Origin of the sequence: Nocardia suismassiliense, assembly GCF_900269665.1 — a bacterium.
Classification (GTDB): Bacteria; Actinomycetota; Actinomycetes; order Mycobacteriales; family Mycobacteriaceae; genus Nocardia; species Nocardia suismassiliense.
The window spans coordinates 9,037,724-9,054,275 of record NZ_LT985361.1; the positions used below are offsets into that span (position 1 = coordinate 9,037,724).

Consider the following 16,552-nt stretch of genomic DNA (forward strand, 5'->3'; position numbering starts at 1 on the left):
CCAAGCAGGGGTATTTCACACGCCACGGCACCGCTACGACCACAATAAACTCCGCAACGACAGACACGGGGTGACCGGATATCCGGTCGGTCCGTCGAGAAATCCGCGAATGCGGCCCAAACTGGGGAGGTGGACATGGCTCGGATCGAGCAGGCGACGGCGGTACTCCGGCCGTCGCCCACCGCCGAGCTCGCCGCGCGGGATAGTCCGGGGGCACTGCGCGCCGCGTTCATGCGCGAGCAGTTCGACCCGGCCCGGATGCGCCTGTTCGCCAGTTCCTCGCCGGGACGGCTGATCGCGATCGGACTGGTCCTCATCGGCGTGTGCCTGGCCGCGGGCTGGGTGACCGGTTCGACGGTGAGCGACCGGCAGCAGACCCTGGACGTGTTGCTCGACGACACCGAGCCGGACGCGTACTCGGCGCATCGGCTCTACACCTCGCTGTCCATCGCCGACGCCGCGGCCAGCACCGCGTTCATCGCGGGCGGGCTGGAGCCGCAGGCGGTGCGGGATCGCTACAGCCAGGCGGTCGGCGAGTCCGCCGCGGAATTGGTGGCGGAGGCCGGCCGGGCCGCGGGCACCGCGCCGGGCGTGCCCGACAACACCGATGCCCAGCTGCGCACCGGCATCGCCACCAGCCTGCCGGTGTACACCGGCATCGTGGAGACCGCGCGCGCGAACAACCGCAGCGGCTACCCCGTGGGCGCCGCCTACCTGAGCGAGGCCTCCAACCAGATGCAGACGGCGGTGCTGCCGATGGCCGAGGAACTGCACAACCGGCGTTCGGCGGCGGTGACCGAGGCGCAGCGCAACCACGTCCGGCCGCCGTGGACCGCCATCGTGCTGGTGCTGCTCGCGCTGGCCGCGCTGGTGTGGGCGCAGTTCGACCTGGCGAAACGCTGGCGGCGGGTGCTCAATCCGGGGCTGCTGCTCGCCTCGGCGGCGGTGCTGGTGCTGTTGGCGTGGACCGTGGTCGCGGGTGCGGTGTCGGCCACCTCGATGATCAACGGGCGCGACGACGGTGCGGTGCCCGCCTCGCGGCTCACCGAGAGCCGGATTCTGGCCCAGCAGGCGCGTTCGGCGGAGACGCTGAAGCTGGTGAACCGGGACGCGACCGGCGACTACGACCGGACCTATGACGCGAACATCGCCCGCCTCGCCGATCTGCTCGGCGGCTATCCGAGTTCCGCGCCCGCCGCCGACGAAGTGCGCAATGCCATTCCGGCCCTGGGTCGTTGGCGGGTGGCGCATCAGCGCATGAACGACACACTGGCCCGCGGTGACTACAACGGCGCGGCCACGGTGGCGACCGGGCCGGGCGCCGCCGATGTCGCGGCCCAGGTGGACGCACTGGACAAGGCACTGGAGCAAGGCATCGACGAAACGCGGGATACATTGCGCGACAACATCTCCCAGGCAGCGCGGGTACTCGACTTCCTCGGGCCCGGCGCGCTGGTGCTCGGCATCATCGCGGCGGGCTGCGTCGGCCTCGGACTGTGGCCGCGACTGCGGGAGTACCGATGAGGCGCGGGCACGGCATCCTCGCCGTCGCACTCGCCGCCGTCGCGCTGGTCGGTGGCTGTACCAGCGACGCGCCGCCGCCGCTGCCGACCAGCACCGCCAAATACACCGAACCGCCGTTGCCCGCCAAAGCCGTTCCGGTGCTGACCGATTCGCCGATCGCGACGCCGAAGGACCAGCAGTGCGGCGACCCGACGGCTAGCCTGCGCCCGACCGGCGAGGGCACCGCGGCGCGCGGGCCGACGATCGATGCGATCCGGGCCCGCGGCAGGCTGATCGTCGGGCTGGACGCGGGCAGCAACCTGTTCAGCTTCCGCGATCCCACCTCCGGCGCCATCGTCGGCTTCGACGCCGATATCGCCAGGGAGATCGCGCGCGACCTGCTCGGCAGCCCGGACCTGATCGAATATCGCACCCTCGGCTCGGCCGACCGGGAACAGGCGCTGCAGAAACACGACGTGGACCTCGTCGCGAAGACCATGACGATCACCTGTGAACGGCGCCAGAAGGTCACCTTCTCCACCGTGTACCTGCGGTCCAAACAGCGCGTGCTCGCGATGAAGAGCTCGGGCATCAACGGCATCGCCGACCTCGCGGGCAAACGGGTGTGCATCGTGCGCGGCACCACCTCGCTCGACCGCATCCGGCACTATCAGCCCGCCGCCACCGTGCTCTCGGTGCCCACCTGGGCCGACTGCCTCGTCGTGCTGCAGCAGCGGCAGGTCGACGCGGTGAGTACCGACGACTCCATCCTGGCCGGCCTGGCCGCGCAGGACCCCTACACGGCCGTGGTCGGCGACACCATCAGTGTCGAGCCCTACGGCATCGGGATCCCCAAGGGTGACGACGATCTGGTGCGCTTCGTGAACGGCACGCTGGAACGCATCCGCAACGACGGCACCTGGGATCGCAGCTACGCCCAATGGCTGACCGTGCTCGGCCCGTCGCCGGGGCCGCCCGCACCGAATTATGTGGACTGACGGCCGATGAACACAGCTGACGACGCCACCTCCGAGTCGGACGAATCCGTCTCCACCCCAACGGTTTCTGGTGAGGGTGTGGACGCGCCTGCGCACGTCGAGCTGTCGCGGGAGGTGGACGAGCCCGGCCATACCGAACTATCGCGGGGTTCACGGGAGGTGGACGAGCCTGCGCACACCCAGCTGTCGCGAGGATCGCGGGAGGCGGACGAGCCCGCACACACCGAACTATCGCGACGATCGCGAGAGGCGGACGAGCCCGCACACACCGAGCAGTCGCGAGGTTCACGGGAAGCGGACGAGCCCGCACACACCGAACTGACAACGGGTTCGCGAGAGGTAGACGAGCCTGCGCACACCGAGCTGTCACGAGGTGCGCGGGACGTGGACGAGCCGGTGCACACCGAACTCGCCCGCGGTTCCCGCCCGACACCCAGCGCGGCGGCCTCCGCCGAAACCGTCATCGGCGCATGGCGTACCGACTCCGAGCCGGATTCGGCGGCGACGATGCGAACCTCCGGACGCAGCGTGCGCACCGCGCGATCCCGGGCGACGGTGCGCAAGCTCGGCGGCGGGCTGGTGCCGATCCCGACGGTCGAACCGGCCGACCCGCGCGCCGCCGTCTTGACCGATCCCGTTGTGTCGGAAGGCAAACGGTTCTGCTGGCGGTGCGGCAACCCGGTCGGCCGGGCCACCGCCATCCGGCCCGCGCTGACCACCGGCACCTGCGATACCTGCGGCGCCCCTTACGATTTCCGGCCGTCGCTGCACGAAGGCGACATCGTGTCCGGTCAGTACGAGGTGCAGGGCTGCATCGCGCACGGCGGGCTCGGCTGGATCTATCTGGCGATCGACCGCAATGTCAGCGATCGCTGGGTGGTGCTCAAAGGCCTGCTGCACACCGGTGACGCCGAAGCCCAGGCCGTCGCCGTCGCCGAGCGCCAATTCCTGGCCGAGGTGGCGCACGCCAGCATCGTGAAGATCCACAACTTCGTCGAGCACACCGACCAGGACGGCGCGCCGATCGGCTACATCGTCATGGAGTACGTCGGCGGCCGGTCGCTGCGCGAGATCCTCAACTCCTACGACCGCCCGCACCGGATGCCGGTCGCCGAGGCCATCGCCTACCTGCTGGAAATCCTGCCCGCGCTGGAGTATCTGCATTCGATCGGGCTGACCTACAACGATCTCAAGCCCGACAACATCATGGTCACCGAGGACCAGGTGAAGCTGATCGATCTCGGCGCCGTCGCCACCATAGAGTCGTACGGAAACCTGTACGGCACCAGGGGATTCCAGGCACCGGAGATCGCGAAGACCGGACCCACCGTCGCGTCGGACATCTACACTGTCGGGCGCACCCTGGCCGTGCTCACCCTCGAGATGCCGATGGAGCACGGCCGTTATCTCGACGGCATCCCCGATCCCGCGGATCATCCGGTGCTGGCGCGCTACGAGTTCTTCCACCGCCTGTTGCTGTGCGCGACCGATCCGGACCCGGAGCGCCGATTCCCGTCCGCCCGCGCCATGTCCGCGCAGATGTCGGGCGTGCTGCGGGAAATCCTCGCGATGGAGACCGGGACCGAGCACCCGCAGTTGTCGACGGTGTTCAGCCCGCCGCGGACCAGCTTCGGCACCGAGGAACTGATCAGGCAGACCGACGCGTACGCCGATGGCCGGGCGCGCAGCAAGTTGCTCGAAGCCCGCGATGTGGTTGCGGCACTGCCGGTTCCGCTGCTCGACTCGGGCGACCCGTCGGCGCCGCTGCTGGCCTCCACCGTGCATGCCGAGCCCGCGCAGTCGCTGGAGGCCATCCGGGCCGCCCAGGAACGGGCCGAGACCGACCCCGACAATGCCCCGGAGACCTTGGATCTGGAGCTTCGGCTGGCCGAGGCCCGGGTGCGGCTGGACCTCGGCGAGTCGGCCTCGGTGTTGCATCTGCTGTCCCGGCTGCCCGAAAACGATTGGCGCGTCAGCTGGTATCGCGGGCTGGCCCAGTTGCTCGACGTGGAATACGAGCAGGCTTTCGCCAGCTTCGACGGTGTGCTGTGCGTGCTGCCCGGCGAGATCGGTCCCAAGTTGGCGCTGGCCGCGACCGCGGAACTGATTCTGCAACATTGGGATTCGCCGGATCCGGACCAGTGGCGGGCGTACGCGGAGAAGTTCTACGACACCGTCTGGCGCACCGATCGTGCGGTGGTGAGTGCCGCCTTCGGACTGGCCAGGCAGCTCGCGGCGGTCGATCGTGTGGTGGACGCGGTGCACGCGCTAGACGAAGTACCCGCCGCCTCACGGCATTTCACCACCGCCCGGATGACCGCGGTTCTGCTGTTGCTCACCGCCGCCCCGGTGGCCGAGCTCGACGAATCGACCTTGCACATCTCCGCCTCCCGGGTGCAGAGCCTGCCCGCCGGCGAGGGGCGCGCGGTCCAGATGCGGGTGCTCGTCCTCGGTGCCGCGCTGGCCTGGTTGCAGGCGGGCAACACCCCGAAACGGCCCGATGCCACACTGTTCGGCGCCCCCTTCACCGAACGGTGCCTGCGGGAGGGCACCGAGGCGGGCCTGCGCGCGCTGGCGCGCAGCGCCCCCGGGCGGAACCACCGCTACGCGCTGGTCGATCTCGCCAACTCGATCCGCGCCAAGACCTGGGTCTGAGACGCTCACGAAATCCTCATGATGGGTCCGGCAGGATCTGTCTCGGATCAGGTTCGGGCAGCACATCACTGCCCGCCACCACCGCATGTCACCGGGACAGCGATGCCCTCGCCGGTCTCGGGCCCGCCGCCGCGGACTGCCCTCCGGGTCGGCGCTGACATGTGACGGGAGATCCGGCCCGGTCGGTCTTCCCTCCCGACCGGGCGCTCACCCGCCTCTCCGCGTATTCACGCCAGAGTCAGGTGCCGCGGGAGTGACGTCGGCGAGCGGCGGTAATTAGGCGGTCGGGTTGGCCCGTGCCCGGCGAGTTACCCATGTGCTTGCGAAATCTGTTGGCTGCGAATGGGAACAGATCGTTTCGGTGGCGGGGTGGGTGTCAGGCGCTTTCCGCGACCTGGTGGGCGGCGCGGGCGATGGCAAGTTCTTCGTTCGTGGGGACGACCAGTACGGCGACCTCCGCGTCCGGCGGTGAGATACGCCGGGCGGTGCGGCCTTTCGCGGTGTTCGCCGTGGGGTCGACCTCGATGCCGAAGCGGGACAGGCCGGCCAGAGCGTCGGCGCGGACCTGCGGGCTGTTCTCGCCGACACCTGCGGTGAAGGTGATCGCGTCGACTCCGCCCAGGTCGATCAGGTATGCGCCGAGGTAGCGGCGCAGGCGGTGGATGTAGACGTCGTAGGCGAGTTTCGCCGCGGTGTCACCGTTGTCGATGAGGCGCTGCAGTTCGCGGAAGTCGTTGACGCCGGACAGGCCCTTGATGCCGGAGTCCCGGTTCAGCAGCTTGTCGACCTGGTCAATGTCGAAGTGGGCCGAGCGGACCAGGTGCGCGATGATGCCCGGGTCGAGATCGCCGGACCTGGTGCCCATCACCAGGCCCTCCAGCGGGGTCAGGCCCATGGTGGTGTCGGTCGGGTGCCCGCCGCGGATCGCCGAGGCCGAGGCGCCGTTACCCAGGTGGAAGACGATCTGGTTCAGCTGCGCCGGGTCGCGGCCGAGCAGCTCGGCGACCTGCCCGGACACGTACTCGTGCGAGGTGCCGTGGAAGCCGTATTTCCGGATACCGTGCGCGGCAGCGACTTTGGCGTCGATGGCGTAGGTCTTCGCGGCGTCGGGCAGGCCGTGGAAGAACGCCGTGTCGAACACGGCCACCTGCGGCACGTCGGGCAGCAGCTCCCTGGCACTCTCGATACCCGCGACATTCGCCGGATTGTGCAGCGGGGCAAGCGAAGACAGGTCGGAGATCGCCGCGACCACGTCGTCATCGATCAGTGTCGGCTGGTAGAACACCTCGCCGCCGTGCACCACCCGGTGCCCTACCGCGCGGATCCCGGAGCGGGTCAGGTCGTGGCCGGTCGCGGCGAACGTATCGAAGATCAACCGCAGTCCGGCCGTGTGATCGGCGACGGCGCTGCGCCGCTCGGTGGTTTCGCCGTCGGCGTGATGCTCGATCCCGGCGTTGTCCTCGCCGATTCGGTCGACCACGCCGGCGGCCGTCACCGCGCCGGATTCCGGATCCAGGAGTTGGTATTTGATGGACGACGAGCCGGAATTGATCACCAGCACCAGGTCGTCGGTACGTTCGCTCATCACGCCTCCTGTGTTCGGCGGGTCACCCGGTCCGGCGCGCTACTCATCACACCTGCCGGATTCGTGGTCCCACATTCCGCAGCAACCTCGCGCGTGGGTCGCCTGTTCCATATCGCGAACCACCTGTGTCCCGAAAGACACTCAGTCCCCCTGGGCTTGGATCGCCGTGATCGCCACGGTATTGACGATGTCGGCGACCAGCGCACCACGGGACAGGTCGTTGACCGGCTTGCGCAGGCCCTGCAGCACCGGCCCGATGGCGATCGCCCCGGCGCTGCGCTGCACCGCCTTGTAGGTGTTGTTGCCGGTATTGAGGTCGGGAAACACGAACACCGTCGCCCGGCCCGCCACCTCGGAGTCGGGCAGCTTGGTGGTGGCCACGGTCGGCTCGATCGCCGCGTCGTACTGGATCGGGCCCTCCACCGGCAGCTCCGGCGTCCGGTCGCGGACCAGCTTGGTGGCCACCCGCACCTTGTCCACGTCGGCGCCGCTGCCGGATTCGCCGGTCGAGTAGGACAGCATGGCGATGCGCGGTTCGATACCGAACCGGGCCGCCGTGCCCGCCGAGGAGATCGCGATGTCGGCCAGCTGCTCCGACGTCGGGTCGGGCACCACCGCGCAGTCACCGTAGGCGAGCACCCGGTCGGCGAGACACATGAGGAACACGCTGGACACGGTGGACACCCCGGGCACCGTTTTGATGATCTCGAACGACGGCCGGATGGTGTGCGCCGTGGTGTGCGCGGCGCCGGAGACCATGCCGTCGGCGATGCCCTTGTAGACCATCATGGTGCCGAAATACGAGATGTCGGCCATGGTTTCGCGAGCCCGCTCAACAGTCATGCCCTTGTGCTTGCGCAGCTCGGTGTATTCCTTGGCGAAATCGTCGAGGTAGCCGGAGGTTCGGGGATCGAGCACCTCCGCGGCGGAGATGTCGACGCCGAGTTCGGCGGCGCGGGCCCGGACCAGCTGCTCGTCGCCGAGGATCACCAGATCGGCGATCTTGCGTTGCAGCACCCGGCCGGCCGCGCGCAGGATGCGGTCGTCGTCGCCCTCCGGCAGCACGATGCGTTTACGGTCGGCCCTGGCGCGTTCGATGAGCTGGTACTCGAACATCTGCGGCGTCACCACGCTGGTGCGCGGAACTTCGATGCGCCGCAACAACTCCACGGCGTCGACGTGTTCCTCCATCAACGCGAGCGCGGTATCGACCTTGCGCGGGCTGCCCGCCGACATGCGGCCGCGGGTGCGGTACGCGGCGCTGGCGGTGTCGTAGGTGCCGAGCTCAGTGGTGAGGATCGGCAGCTTCGGTTTCAAGCCGGTCATCAGCCGCGCCACCGCGGGATGGGGCAGCATGCCACCGTTCATGATGATGCCCGACAGCGACGGAAAGCCTTCTGCCTCATGCGCGTTCACCACACTGAGCAGCACGTCGGAGCGGTCGCCCGGCGCGATCACCACGACGCCGTCCACCAGTCGCTCCAGAATATGTTCGGCGGTCATGCCGCCGACCATGATCTTCAGCGCCTCGCGCTGCAGCAATTCCTGGTCACCGCTGTACATTTCGCCGTCGATGGCGCTACACAGTTCGGCCATGGTCGGCGAGATGAGCAGCGGCACCTCGGGCAGCGTCCAGGTCGGCACGGCGGAGGTACGCAACGCGGTGGCGACCTCATCGATCTGCGCCGGGTCGCAGCGGTTGGCGATGATGGCGACCAGCTGCGCGTGTTCCAGGGCCAGCTCGCTCTGGCACAGCTCGGCCAGCTGCTTCACCTCGACGGGCGTGCGATCCGCGCCGCGTACCACCAGCAGCACCGCGGCGCCGAGATTCACCGCGATCCTGGCGTTGAAGCGCAGCTCGCTGGGGCTGGCGACATCGGTGTAATCGCTGCCGACCACCACCACCGCGTCGCACACCTTCGCGACCTCGTGGAACCGCATCACGATCTCGCTGATCGCGGCGTCGGGGTCGGCGTGCACCTGCTCGTAGGTGACGCCGGTGGCCTGCGCGTAGTCGATATCAGCGGTGCTGTGCTCGAGCAGCAGCTCGAGAATGTAGTCGGGCTCGGTGGTCGACCGGGTGATCGGCCGGAAGACGCCGACCCGCGCGGTGGTCGCGCACAACATCTGGAGCACGCCGAGCGCCACCGTCGACTTCCCGGTGTCCCCCTCGGGCGAGGCGATATACACGGTGGAAGGAGCATGATCGGCCATGCCCGAAAGCTTAGTGAACCAACCGCTAATCAGGCTCGCCTGCGAGACAGTCGTCACGAGCCGCGCGGAATCGACCGTGGCGGGGATGCCACCTGCGCGGCTCTACCGGCTGCGGGCGGTCCGCGGCCTGCTGACGGCGCTCGCTCGGGTCCCGGACACCCCGGATCGGCCGATATAGTCCGCGCATGGCTGAGCAATTTCCGGACCGGCAGTGGGGTTCGCGCACCAACGTACTGTCCCGGCTAGCAAACAAGTTCGCCGCGACCAAGCCCGGTTCCTGGTTCGTCCGCAAGATCACCCCGCTGGACCGTGCCCTGCTCGAGCGCACCGACGCCAAGTACACCGTGCTCGGCCCGATCGGCGCCCCGGTGATCCTGCTGACCACCATCGGCCGCAAGTCCGGCCGGCCGCGCACCCAGCCACTGCTCTACGTGCACGACGGCGACGTGCTGTACGTGATCGGCAGCAACTTCGGCCAGGAACGCCACCCCGCCTGGACCGCCAACCTGCTGGCCACCCCCACCGCCACCGTAGCCATCGCCGGCCAGCGCATCCCCGTCCAAGCCACCCTCGTCGAACCCGAAGCCAAGGACGCGATCTTCGCCCGCTTCGTCGACATCACCGGCGCCTACGCCGCCTACCGCAACCGCACCACCCGCGACCTCCGCATCTTCGCCCTCCGCCGCGCCTAACCCCCGCTCACAGCCAAGTCGCGACGCCGCCGTGGCCTGAGCAGGTGCCGCGACGAGTCTGGCTGAACGAGTAGGTGCCGTCCTTGCACTTGGCGGTGGCACCCGGCGGCGCGGACGGGGCCTGCACCGGGTTGGGGACGCAGTTGCCGCGGGAGTTGATGTACGAATCGGGGCCGCAGGCCGAACCGGGATCGCTCGCCGGCGGCGGTGCGACCAGCGGTACGGGAGCAGGCGGTGGCGGGGCGGGCGGTGGCGGGCGCAATGCCACCGTCGTGCGCGGCACCGCTACGGGCGGCGGGGCGGGCGCGACGGTGGTGACCGGCGGACTGGTCGTGGTCGAGGTCGGCGCGCTGGTCGTGGTCGGCACAGTGGTTGTACTGGACGGGGCAAGACTCGTCGAACTGATTGTTGTTGTGGCAGGCAAGGTTGCGGATGTCCGGGATGGCGCGGCCGGCTCAGCCGAGCAGCCACTGACGAGCACGACGAACGCGCCCAGACCGACGAGAAAACCGAGACCGCTGAAGCGGTAATGCACTGATACTCCGATTGATTGATAGCAAGTCACCTATCGGATGACTCACCTCACTTCATCGAAGGCGCGCTACCACCCATTACCAAACAACCGCAGGTCAGATTGGTTCCGGGGCACGAAACCAGGTCAGTGCTGGTTGCCCTCTTCGATCGCGGACAGGTGGGTGATGTTGGCCTGATCGTCGGGCTCGGTGCTGGGGGCGCCGGCAAACCAGGCGTCGAGGATTTCCTGAAGTTCTGGGGTGGAGGTCGAACGGAGGCTCAGGGCGAGGACGTTCGCGTCGTTCCATTGGCGGGCGCCTTTGGCTGTCTCGGCGTCGGCGCAGAGGGCGGCGCGGACGCCGGTGACCTTGTTGGCGGCGATCGAGGCGCCGGTGCCGGTCCAGCAGCAGACGATCGCCTGGTCGGCGCGGCCCTGGGCGACGTCGCGGGCCGCGGCCTCGCTGGCCCAGGCCCAGTCGTCTCGTTCGGTCTCCGCGAGTGCGCCGTGCGGCAGCGTTTCGTGTCCGCGCCGGATGAGCTCTTCGACCAGTTCCCGCGCCACTCCGACGCGTTCGTCCGCAGCAACCGAGATCCGCATGCTCCCAGCTTAATGTCGGGCCGCGCGAACTGTTGACAGCATGCTGTCAAATATGACAGGATACTGTCATGATCACGAAGACAGTTCACGTAGCCGTTTACGACACCTTCTCCGACTGGGAGATCGGCGCGACCACGGCGCACATCAACCGGACCACCTGGCAGCGGGAGCCGGGCACCTGGCAGACCAAAACGGTTGGGCTGACCACTGATCCGATCACCACGCTCGGCGGGATGCGCATCGTGCCGGACCTGGCACTGGCCGATCTCACGCCCGCCGAGAGCTCGATGCTGATCCTGGCCGGCGCCGACACCTGGGACGGCGAGGAACTCATGCCGTTCGCGCGCAAAGCTCGCGAGTTCCTCGATGCGGGAGTTCCGGTCGCGGCGATCTGCGGAGCAACACTCGGGCTGGCCAGGGAAGGTCTGCTCGATACGCGCAAGCACACCAGTAATGTTCGGGAATTCCTGCTCTACAGCGGATATGCGGGGGCCGACAATTACTCGGACGAGGCCGCGGTGACCGATGGCGATCTGATCACCGCGGGCGGCACCGCACCGTTCGAGTTCGCACAGGCGGCGCTCGGCAAGCTCGGCGTGTACGAGCCGCACGTGCTCGATGGGTGGTACCGCTTGTACGGGCACTCCGATCCGGCGGGGTGGGCGGTGCTGGCGGAGTACGAGGAGCAGCGGTCGGGCGCGCACGTCTGATGCGGAAGAATCACGCGGCGATCCGGCCGGACGGCCGGATCGCCAGGAGGTGGAAGTGACCAGGAATGAACAGGAACTGTTCGCCACGGCCGCCATCACGTCATTTCGACTGAACGGTCAGTTCCTCGCGATCGCCGAGGAACTGGCGCGCCCGGCGGGTCTCACCGCGGCCTGGTGGCAGGTGCTCGGGGCGGTACTGGCCGAACCACTGCCGGTGGCGGGCATCGCCCGGGAGATGGGCATCACCCGGCAGAGCGTGCAGCGCATCGCGGACCTGTTGGTGGACAAGGGACTTGCCGAATACCGGCCGAATCCGGCGCACCGCCGCGCGAAGCTGGTCGCGGTCACCGACGCGGGCCTCGAGGCGGTGCGCCGGATCAATCCACAGCACGCGGTGGTGGCCAAGCGACTGGTGGACGAGCTCGGCTTGGAACAGCTCGCGGCGACCGTGGAGATGCTCACCATGCTGTCCACCGCCTTGGACGCGATCGTCGAAGAACAGGGTTGAGGTGCCCTGCCGCATGACGGACCCGGCGCCCGCGATCAGTCCGCGAACGGCTCCTTCGTACGCCCGACCAGATCCGCCACGGAGTCGAGCACCATGGTCGGCCGATACGGATACGCCTCGACCGAGGCGCGTGTGGAGATACCGGTGGTGACCAGGATGGTGCGCATACCCGCCTCCAGCCCGGAGATGACGTCGGTATCCATCCGGTCGCCGATCATCACCGTGGACTGCGAGTGCGCGCCGATCCGGCGCAGCGCCGAGCGCATCATCAGCGGGTTGGGCTTGCCGATGTAGTACGGGTCGCGGCCGGTGGCACGGGTGATCAGCGCGGCGACCGAACCGGTCGCGGGCAGTGAGCCGTCGCGCGACGGGCCGGTCGGGTCGGGGTTGGTGGCGATGAAACTCGCGCCGCGCTCGATCAGCCGGATCGCGGTGGTGATCGCCTCGAAGGAGTAGTTGCGGGTCTCGCCGAGCACCACGTAGTCGGGGTTGCTGTCGGTGAGCACGTAGCCGATTTCGTGCAACGCGGTGGTGAGACCGGACTCGCCGACCACGTAGGCGGTGCCGTTGGGTCGCTGCTCGTCCAGGAAGGTGGCGGTGGCCAGCGCGGAGGTCCAGATCGCCGTCTCGGGGATGTCGAGGCCGGTGTGGCGCAGCCTGGCCTGCAGGTCGCGCGGGGTGCGGATCGAGTTGTTGGTCAGCACCAGGAACGGGGTCTCGTTGGCGCGCAGCTCGGCGAGGAACTCGTCGGCGCCGGGCACCAGTTGATCCTCGTGCACCAGCACACCGTCCATGTCGGTCAGATAGGACAGGATCGGTTCGTCAGTCACCAGACAATTGTCCGCTATTGGGATAGTTCCGGGGGGAGGTCCGCGTCGATGCGACCCTTCGCACACCGGCGGACGCCGCCGACCCCGGGTCGGAAAAGGCTATGTGCGCGCGTCGGAGCGGGCGCATACGATCGCCGAGGGCGGGAAGGTCCGCGATCTCGTTGCGGTTGCAGCGAGACATGACCGCAGCGTGTCGGCGGTCGACAAGAGTGCGGGAATGCCCGCACCGAGGTGTGCAGCGAAGCGACAGGAGTGGCGCACATGGGTGAGCTCAAGCTCGGATACAAGGCGTCGGCGGAACAATTCGGGCCGCGGGAACTGGTGGAGATCGCGGTGCTGGCCGAGGAACACGGCCTCGACAGTGCCACGGTGAGCGACCATTTCCAGCCGTGGCGGCACAAGGGCGGGCACGCGCCGTTCTCGCTGGCCTGGATGGCCGCGGTCGGCGAGCGCACCGAGCGGATCCAGCTCGGCACCTCGGTGCTCACGCCCACGTTCCGGTACAACCCGGCCGTGATCGCACAAGCCTTCGCCACCATGGGGTGTCTGTATCCCGACCGGATCATGCTCGGTGTCGGCACCGGCGAGGCGCTCAACGAGATCGCCACCGGATACAAGGGTGACTGGCCGGAGTTCAAGGAGCGTTTCGCCCGGCTGCGTGAGGCGGTCGAGCTCATGCGCGCGCTGTGGACCGGCGACCGCGTGGACTTCGCCGGCGAGTACTACAACACCGTCGGCGCGTCGATCTACGACGTGCCCAAGGGCGGCATCCCGGTCTACGTGGCGGCGGGCGGACCGCTGGTCGCGCGTTATGCGGGCCGCGCGGGTGACGGCTTCATCTGCACCTCCGGCAAGGGCATGGAGCTCTACACCGAGAAGCTGATGCCCGCGGTCGCCGAGGGCGCCGCCAAGGCGGGCCGCACCGCCGAGGACATCGACCGGATGATCGAGATCAAGATCTCCTACGACACCGATCCCGAACTGGCACTGGAGAACACCCGCTTCTGGGCCCCGCTGAGCCTGACGCCGGAGCAGAAGCACAGCATCACCGACCCGATCGAGATGGAGGCCGCCGCCGACGCCCTCCCGATCGAGCAGATCGCCAAGCGCTGGATCGTCGCCAGCGACCCCGACCAGGCCGTCGACCTCATCAAGCCCTACCTCGACGCCGGCCTGAACCACCTGGTCTTCCACGCCCCCGGCCACGACCAGCGCCGCTTCCTCGACCTCTTCCAGCGCGACCTGGCCCCCCGCCTGCGCGCCCTGGCCTGATCAAAACGACAAAGGCTCCACCCGTCGCAGCGGCGGGTGGAGCCTTTGCCGTTCGTTGCTAGCTGAGGGCGTGGTCGAGGTCGGCGAGGAGGTCTTCGACGTCCTCCAGGCCGACGGAGATGCGGACCACGCCGTCGGAGAGGCCGATGGTGGCCCGGCCCTCGGGGCCCATGGCGCGGTGAGTTGTGGTGGCGGGGTGGGTGATCAGGGATTTGGCATCGCCGAGGTTGTTGGAGATGTCGATGATGCGCAGGCGGTTGAGCACTTCGAAGGCACGCTTCTTGGCCTCGTGGGCGGGCGCGTTGAGTTCGAAGGTGACCACGGTGCCGCCCGCACTCATCTGACCGGTGGCCAGGTCGTGCTGCGGATGTGACTCCAGGAAGGGGTATTTCACCCAGCTGACGGCCTTGTTGGTCTCCAGGAAGCGGGCGATGCGCAGGGCCGACGCGGTGGAGTGGCGGACGCGCAACGGCATCGTCTCCAAACCCTTGAGCAGCGTCCACGCGTTGAACGGGCTCAGCGCCGGACCGGTATGGCGCATCAGGGTTTTCACCGGACCCTCGATGTAGTCCTTCGCGCCGAGGATGGCGCCGCCGAGCACCCGGCCCTGGCCGTCGATGTGCTTGGTACCCGAGTAGACGACCACGTCGGCACCCAGTTCGAAACCGCGCTGCAGCAGCGGGGTGGCGAAGACGTTGTCCAGCACCACCTTCGCGCCCGCGGCGTGTGCGAGCTCGGTGACCCGGCGCACGTCGACCAGGGTCTGCATCGGGTTGGCCGGTGTCTCGAAGAACACCGCCTGGGTGGGCACCGACAGCGCCTGCTCCCACTGGTCCAGATCCTCGCCGTCGACGAAGACGGTCTCCACGCCCCAGCGCGGCAGGATCTCGTTGCACACCACGAAGCAGGACCCGAACAGGCTGCGCGCGGCCACCAGTCGATCACCGGCGCCGAGCAGTGCGCCCAAAGCGGTGAATACCGCCGACATTCCACTCGCGGTGGCGAAACACGCTTCGGCGCCGTCGAGCAGCCGCATCCGCTCCTCGAACATGGCGACCGTCGGATTGCCGTAGCGGGAGTAGACGAAATGCTCGACGTCACCGGTGAACGCGGCCTCGGCGGCCTCCGCGCTCTCGTAGACGAAACCGGAGGTCAGATACAGCGCCTCGGAGGTCTCCTCGAAACCGGAGCGCCGCAAGCCTCCTCGCACACCGAGCGTCGCGGGACCGACCCCTTCGGGCAGCGGCTTGTCGAACGCACCACCGGTGATCATGACTGCCTCCCGAGGACCCACTGCCCCCTGACGACCCACTGCTCCCCGGCGACACAGCTCCGCGACAAGGCGGCGACCGAACAGCAGCTACTCATGACTGCCGCCACGGCAAGCCGAGGGCGCGCCAGCCGCTGCCGCCCCGATGACCGTTCGCGTCGACCGGGCCTTCGAAGCCCTCGAGCACGTTGTAGGAGGTGCCGAAACCGGCCTGCGTCGCGGCGATGGCCGCGCCGATGGAGCGCTGGCCGGAGCGACAGAGGAAGATCACCGGAGCTTCCCGGTTGTGTCCGTCCAGCGCCTTGACCAGCTGTTCGGTGAACTCACCGTTGCGCGTCCCGGTCGAGTCGACCCACTCGATCAGTACCGTCGGGCGCTCGATCGAACTGGTGTCGGGCACGCCGACGAACTTCCATTCGGCTTCGGTGCGCACGTCGACCAAGACGGCTTCGGGGTTGTCTCGCAACAGTTCCCAGGCCTGCTGGGGAGTGATGTCACCGGCATAACTCATCTGGACCCTCCTAGAATCCGCACTTGCCGCGCTCGGGTTTGACGCGCGGCCAGGTCGTCACCCGGAGCACCCCACCGCGGAGGAGGGTTGCCGACCAGTATTGCCGGGGCTTGACACTGGTTCTCATGACCTTCTGCTGAGATTGCCTCGACAGGGGTCACCCTGTCAAACGGCTGCTCACGGTATGAGAATGCTCAATTACAGACCAGCCATTTGTCGCCGGAGCGGGTCAGATTCCACGTCGAGGTCGCCTCGTCGCCGTCGACCTTGGTGGTGACCGTCGCCATCGCGCGATCGCCGTCCACCTTCGGATCGACGAGTTTCGTGATTTCCACGGTCTTTCCGCCGCCGGAGCGCCCAGCCAGCGGAGAGCGTTTCGGGTCGAAGCCCGGGCAGCCCGTGCCTGGTGGGGGCACCAGATCGGTGCTGTTGGAGCCCTCGACGAAGCCGCGCACCGCGGCCGCGATCCGGTCGGATTCTGTGACATTTTTCTCAGCGGGCGACAGCACCCCGCCGATCACGATCCCGGCGAGCACGAGCACCGCGATGACGGCGGCCGCGATGATCGGTGCGGCGGAACGCTTGTCGGTCTGATCGACCTTGATGACCTCGTCCTCCGCAGGCTGCTGCTCTTTGCTCATACGAGCATGATCCCTGGTCGGCGGGCTTATCCGGCGCTCACCCCCACCACGC

16 protein-coding genes and 1 riboswitch are annotated in these 16,552 nt (G+C 68.3%); of the genes, 8 read left to right on the plus strand and 8 right to left on the minus strand.

Annotation, left to right across the window (positions count from 1 at the left end; all coding sequences use genetic code 11):
* Positions 1-135: 135 nt before the first annotated feature.
* The 3 genes from DBO33_RS40625 to DBO33_RS40635 are packed head-to-tail and all read left to right on the plus strand — an operon-like array spanning position 136 to position 5,156.
* A complete protein-coding gene (locus DBO33_RS40625) occupies positions 136-1,524 on the plus strand; it encodes a hypothetical protein (protein WP_107661025.1) in 1,389 nt (462 codons plus the stop codon).
* Positions 1,521-2,501, plus strand: a complete 981-nt coding sequence (locus DBO33_RS40630; RefSeq protein WP_107659755.1) for a glutamate ABC transporter substrate-binding protein — start codon at positions 1,521-1,523, stop codon at positions 2,499-2,501. Before DBO33_RS40625 ends, DBO33_RS40630 begins: the two co-directional genes overlap by 4 nt.
* Positions 2,502-2,507: 6 nt before the next feature.
* A complete protein-coding gene (locus DBO33_RS40635) occupies positions 2,508-5,156 on the plus strand; it encodes a tetratricopeptide repeat protein (protein WP_234391302.1) in 2,649 nt (882 codons plus the stop codon).
* 376 nt (positions 5,157-5,532) lie between these two features.
* Here DBO33_RS40635 and DBO33_RS40640 read toward each other — a convergent pair whose 3' ends face one another.
* Both DBO33_RS40640 and pta read right to left on the minus strand, forming a co-directional pair.
* Positions 5,533-6,741: an acetate kinase gene (locus DBO33_RS40640; protein ID WP_107659756.1), complete on the minus strand. Its 1,209-nt coding sequence runs from the start codon at positions 6,739-6,741 to the stop codon at positions 5,533-5,535.
* 141 nt (positions 6,742-6,882) lie between these two features.
* Positions 6,883-8,955 (minus strand): phosphate acetyltransferase, encoded by a 2,073-nt coding sequence (gene pta, locus DBO33_RS40645; protein ID WP_107659757.1) that lies wholly within the window; start codon positions 8,953-8,955, stop codon positions 6,883-6,885.
* Positions 8,956-9,140: 185 nt separating this feature from the next.
* On the opposite strand from pta, the gene DBO33_RS40655 reads away from it, so the two are divergent.
* On the plus strand, positions 9,141-9,647 hold the full coding sequence (locus DBO33_RS40655; RefSeq protein ID WP_107659759.1) for a nitroreductase family deazaflavin-dependent oxidoreductase: 507 nt from the start codon (positions 9,141-9,143) through the stop codon (positions 9,645-9,647).
* Between the two features lie 7 nt (positions 9,648-9,654).
* Here DBO33_RS40655 and DBO33_RS44325 read toward each other — a convergent pair whose 3' ends face one another.
* Positions 9,655-9,774, minus strand: a complete 120-nt coding sequence (locus tag DBO33_RS44325) for a DUF3761 domain-containing protein (RefSeq protein WP_234391469.1) — start codon at positions 9,772-9,774, stop codon at positions 9,655-9,657.
* On the opposite strand from DBO33_RS44325, the gene DBO33_RS44330 reads away from it, so the two are divergent.
* Positions 9,731-10,177, plus strand: a complete 447-nt coding sequence (locus tag DBO33_RS44330) for a hypothetical protein (protein WP_234391477.1) — start codon at positions 9,731-9,733, stop codon at positions 10,175-10,177. The genes DBO33_RS44325 and DBO33_RS44330 overlap by 44 nt on opposite strands.
* A 128-nt stretch (positions 10,178-10,305) precedes the next feature.
* On the opposite strand, the gene DBO33_RS40665 is transcribed toward DBO33_RS44330, so the two are convergent.
* The gene (locus tag DBO33_RS40665; RefSeq protein ID WP_107659760.1) at positions 10,306-10,758 is read right to left on the minus strand and encodes an RpiB/LacA/LacB family sugar-phosphate isomerase; all 453 of its coding nucleotides are present in this window, start codon (positions 10,756-10,758) and stop codon (positions 10,306-10,308) included.
* Between the two features lie 68 nt (positions 10,759-10,826).
* Here DBO33_RS40665 and DBO33_RS40670 point away from each other — a divergent pair, with 68 nt between their 5' ends.
* Positions 10,827-11,468 carry a type 1 glutamine amidotransferase family protein gene (locus DBO33_RS40670; protein ID WP_107659761.1) on the plus strand — a complete coding sequence of 214 codons (642 nt, stop codon included), beginning with the start codon at positions 10,827-10,829 and terminating at the stop codon, positions 11,466-11,468.
* A 55-nt stretch (positions 11,469-11,523) separates the two neighbouring features.
* A complete protein-coding gene (locus DBO33_RS40675; RefSeq protein ID WP_107661028.1) occupies positions 11,524-11,976 on the plus strand; it encodes a MarR family winged helix-turn-helix transcriptional regulator in 453 nt (150 codons plus the stop codon).
* A 35-nt stretch (positions 11,977-12,011) separates the two neighbouring features.
* On the opposite strand, the gene DBO33_RS40680 is transcribed toward DBO33_RS40675, so the two are convergent.
* The gene (locus DBO33_RS40680) at positions 12,012-12,770 is read right to left on the minus strand and encodes an HAD-IIA family hydrolase (RefSeq protein ID WP_107661029.1); all 759 of its coding nucleotides are present in this window, start codon (positions 12,768-12,770) and stop codon (positions 12,012-12,014) included.
* A 297-nt stretch (positions 12,771-13,067) separates the two neighbouring features.
* Here DBO33_RS40680 and fgd point away from each other — a divergent pair, with 297 nt between their 5' ends.
* On the plus strand, positions 13,068-14,078 hold the full coding sequence (gene fgd / locus DBO33_RS40685) for a glucose-6-phosphate dehydrogenase (coenzyme-F420) (RefSeq protein WP_107659762.1): 1,011 nt from the start codon (positions 13,068-13,070) through the stop codon (positions 14,076-14,078).
* A gap of 58 nt (positions 14,079-14,136) precedes the next feature.
* Here fgd and DBO33_RS40690 read toward each other — a convergent pair whose 3' ends face one another.
* The 3 genes from DBO33_RS40690 to DBO33_RS40700 all read right to left on the minus strand — a co-directional run bounded on the left by DBO33_RS40690 (position 14,137) and on the right by DBO33_RS40700 (position 16,500).
* Entirely contained in the window at positions 14,137-15,351 is a 1,215-nt protein-coding gene (locus DBO33_RS40690) for an O-succinylhomoserine sulfhydrylase (protein ID WP_107659763.1), read from the minus strand.
* 91 nt (positions 15,352-15,442) lie between these two features.
* The gene (locus DBO33_RS40695) at positions 15,443-15,859 is read right to left on the minus strand and encodes a rhodanese-like domain-containing protein (RefSeq protein WP_107659764.1); all 417 of its coding nucleotides are present in this window, start codon (positions 15,857-15,859) and stop codon (positions 15,443-15,445) included.
* A 14-nt stretch (positions 15,860-15,873) separates the two neighbouring features.
* Positions 15,874-15,990: riboswitch (SAM riboswitch) on the minus strand.
* A gap of 63 nt (positions 15,991-16,053) precedes the next feature.
* On the minus strand, positions 16,054-16,500 hold the full coding sequence (locus tag DBO33_RS40700; protein ID WP_107659765.1) for an Rv0361 family membrane protein: 447 nt from the start codon (positions 16,498-16,500) through the stop codon (positions 16,054-16,056).
* Between the last annotated feature and the right edge of the window lie 52 nt (positions 16,501-16,552).

What these genes read in the sequence shown, in the direction of transcription:
- DBO33_RS40625 (WP_107661025.1), top strand. Translation starts at nt 136, where the DNA reads ATGGCTCGGATCGAGCAGGCGACGGCGGTACTCCGGCCGTCGCCCACC.
- DBO33_RS40630 (WP_107659755.1), top strand. Translation starts at nt 1,521, where the DNA reads ATGAGGCGCGGGCACGGCATCCTCGCCGTCGCACTCGCCGCCGTCGCG.
- DBO33_RS40635 (WP_234391302.1), top strand. Translation starts at nt 2,508, where the DNA reads ATGAACACAGCTGACGACGCCACCTCCGAGTCGGACGAATCCGTCTCC.
- DBO33_RS40640 (WP_107659756.1), bottom strand. Translation starts at nt 6,741, where the DNA reads ATGAGCGAACGTACCGACGACCTGGTGCTGGTGATCAATTCCGGCTCG.
- pta (WP_107659757.1), bottom strand. Translation starts at nt 8,955, where the DNA reads ATGGCCGATCATGCTCCTTCCACCGTGTATATCGCCTCGCCCGAGGGG.
- DBO33_RS40655 (WP_107659759.1), top strand. Translation starts at nt 9,141, where the DNA reads ATGGCTGAGCAATTTCCGGACCGGCAGTGGGGTTCGCGCACCAACGTA.
- DBO33_RS40665 (WP_107659760.1), bottom strand. Translation starts at nt 10,758, where the DNA reads ATGCGGATCTCGGTTGCTGCGGACGAACGCGTCGGAGTGGCGCGGGAA.
- DBO33_RS40670 (WP_107659761.1), top strand. Translation starts at nt 10,827, where the DNA reads ATGATCACGAAGACAGTTCACGTAGCCGTTTACGACACCTTCTCCGAC.
- DBO33_RS40680 (WP_107661029.1), bottom strand. Translation starts at nt 12,770, where the DNA reads ATGGACGGTGTGCTGGTGCACGAGGATCAACTGGTGCCCGGCGCCGAC.
- fgd (WP_107659762.1), top strand. Translation starts at nt 13,068, where the DNA reads ATGGGTGAGCTCAAGCTCGGATACAAGGCGTCGGCGGAACAATTCGGG.
- DBO33_RS40690 (WP_107659763.1), bottom strand. Translation starts at nt 15,351, where the DNA reads ATGATCACCGGTGGTGCGTTCGACAAGCCGCTGCCCGAAGGGGTCGGT.
- DBO33_RS40695 (WP_107659764.1), bottom strand. Translation starts at nt 15,859, where the DNA reads ATGAGTTATGCCGGTGACATCACTCCCCAGCAGGCCTGGGAACTGTTG.
- DBO33_RS40700 (WP_107659765.1), bottom strand. Translation starts at nt 16,500, where the DNA reads ATGAGCAAAGAGCAGCAGCCTGCGGAGGACGAGGTCATCAAGGTCGAT.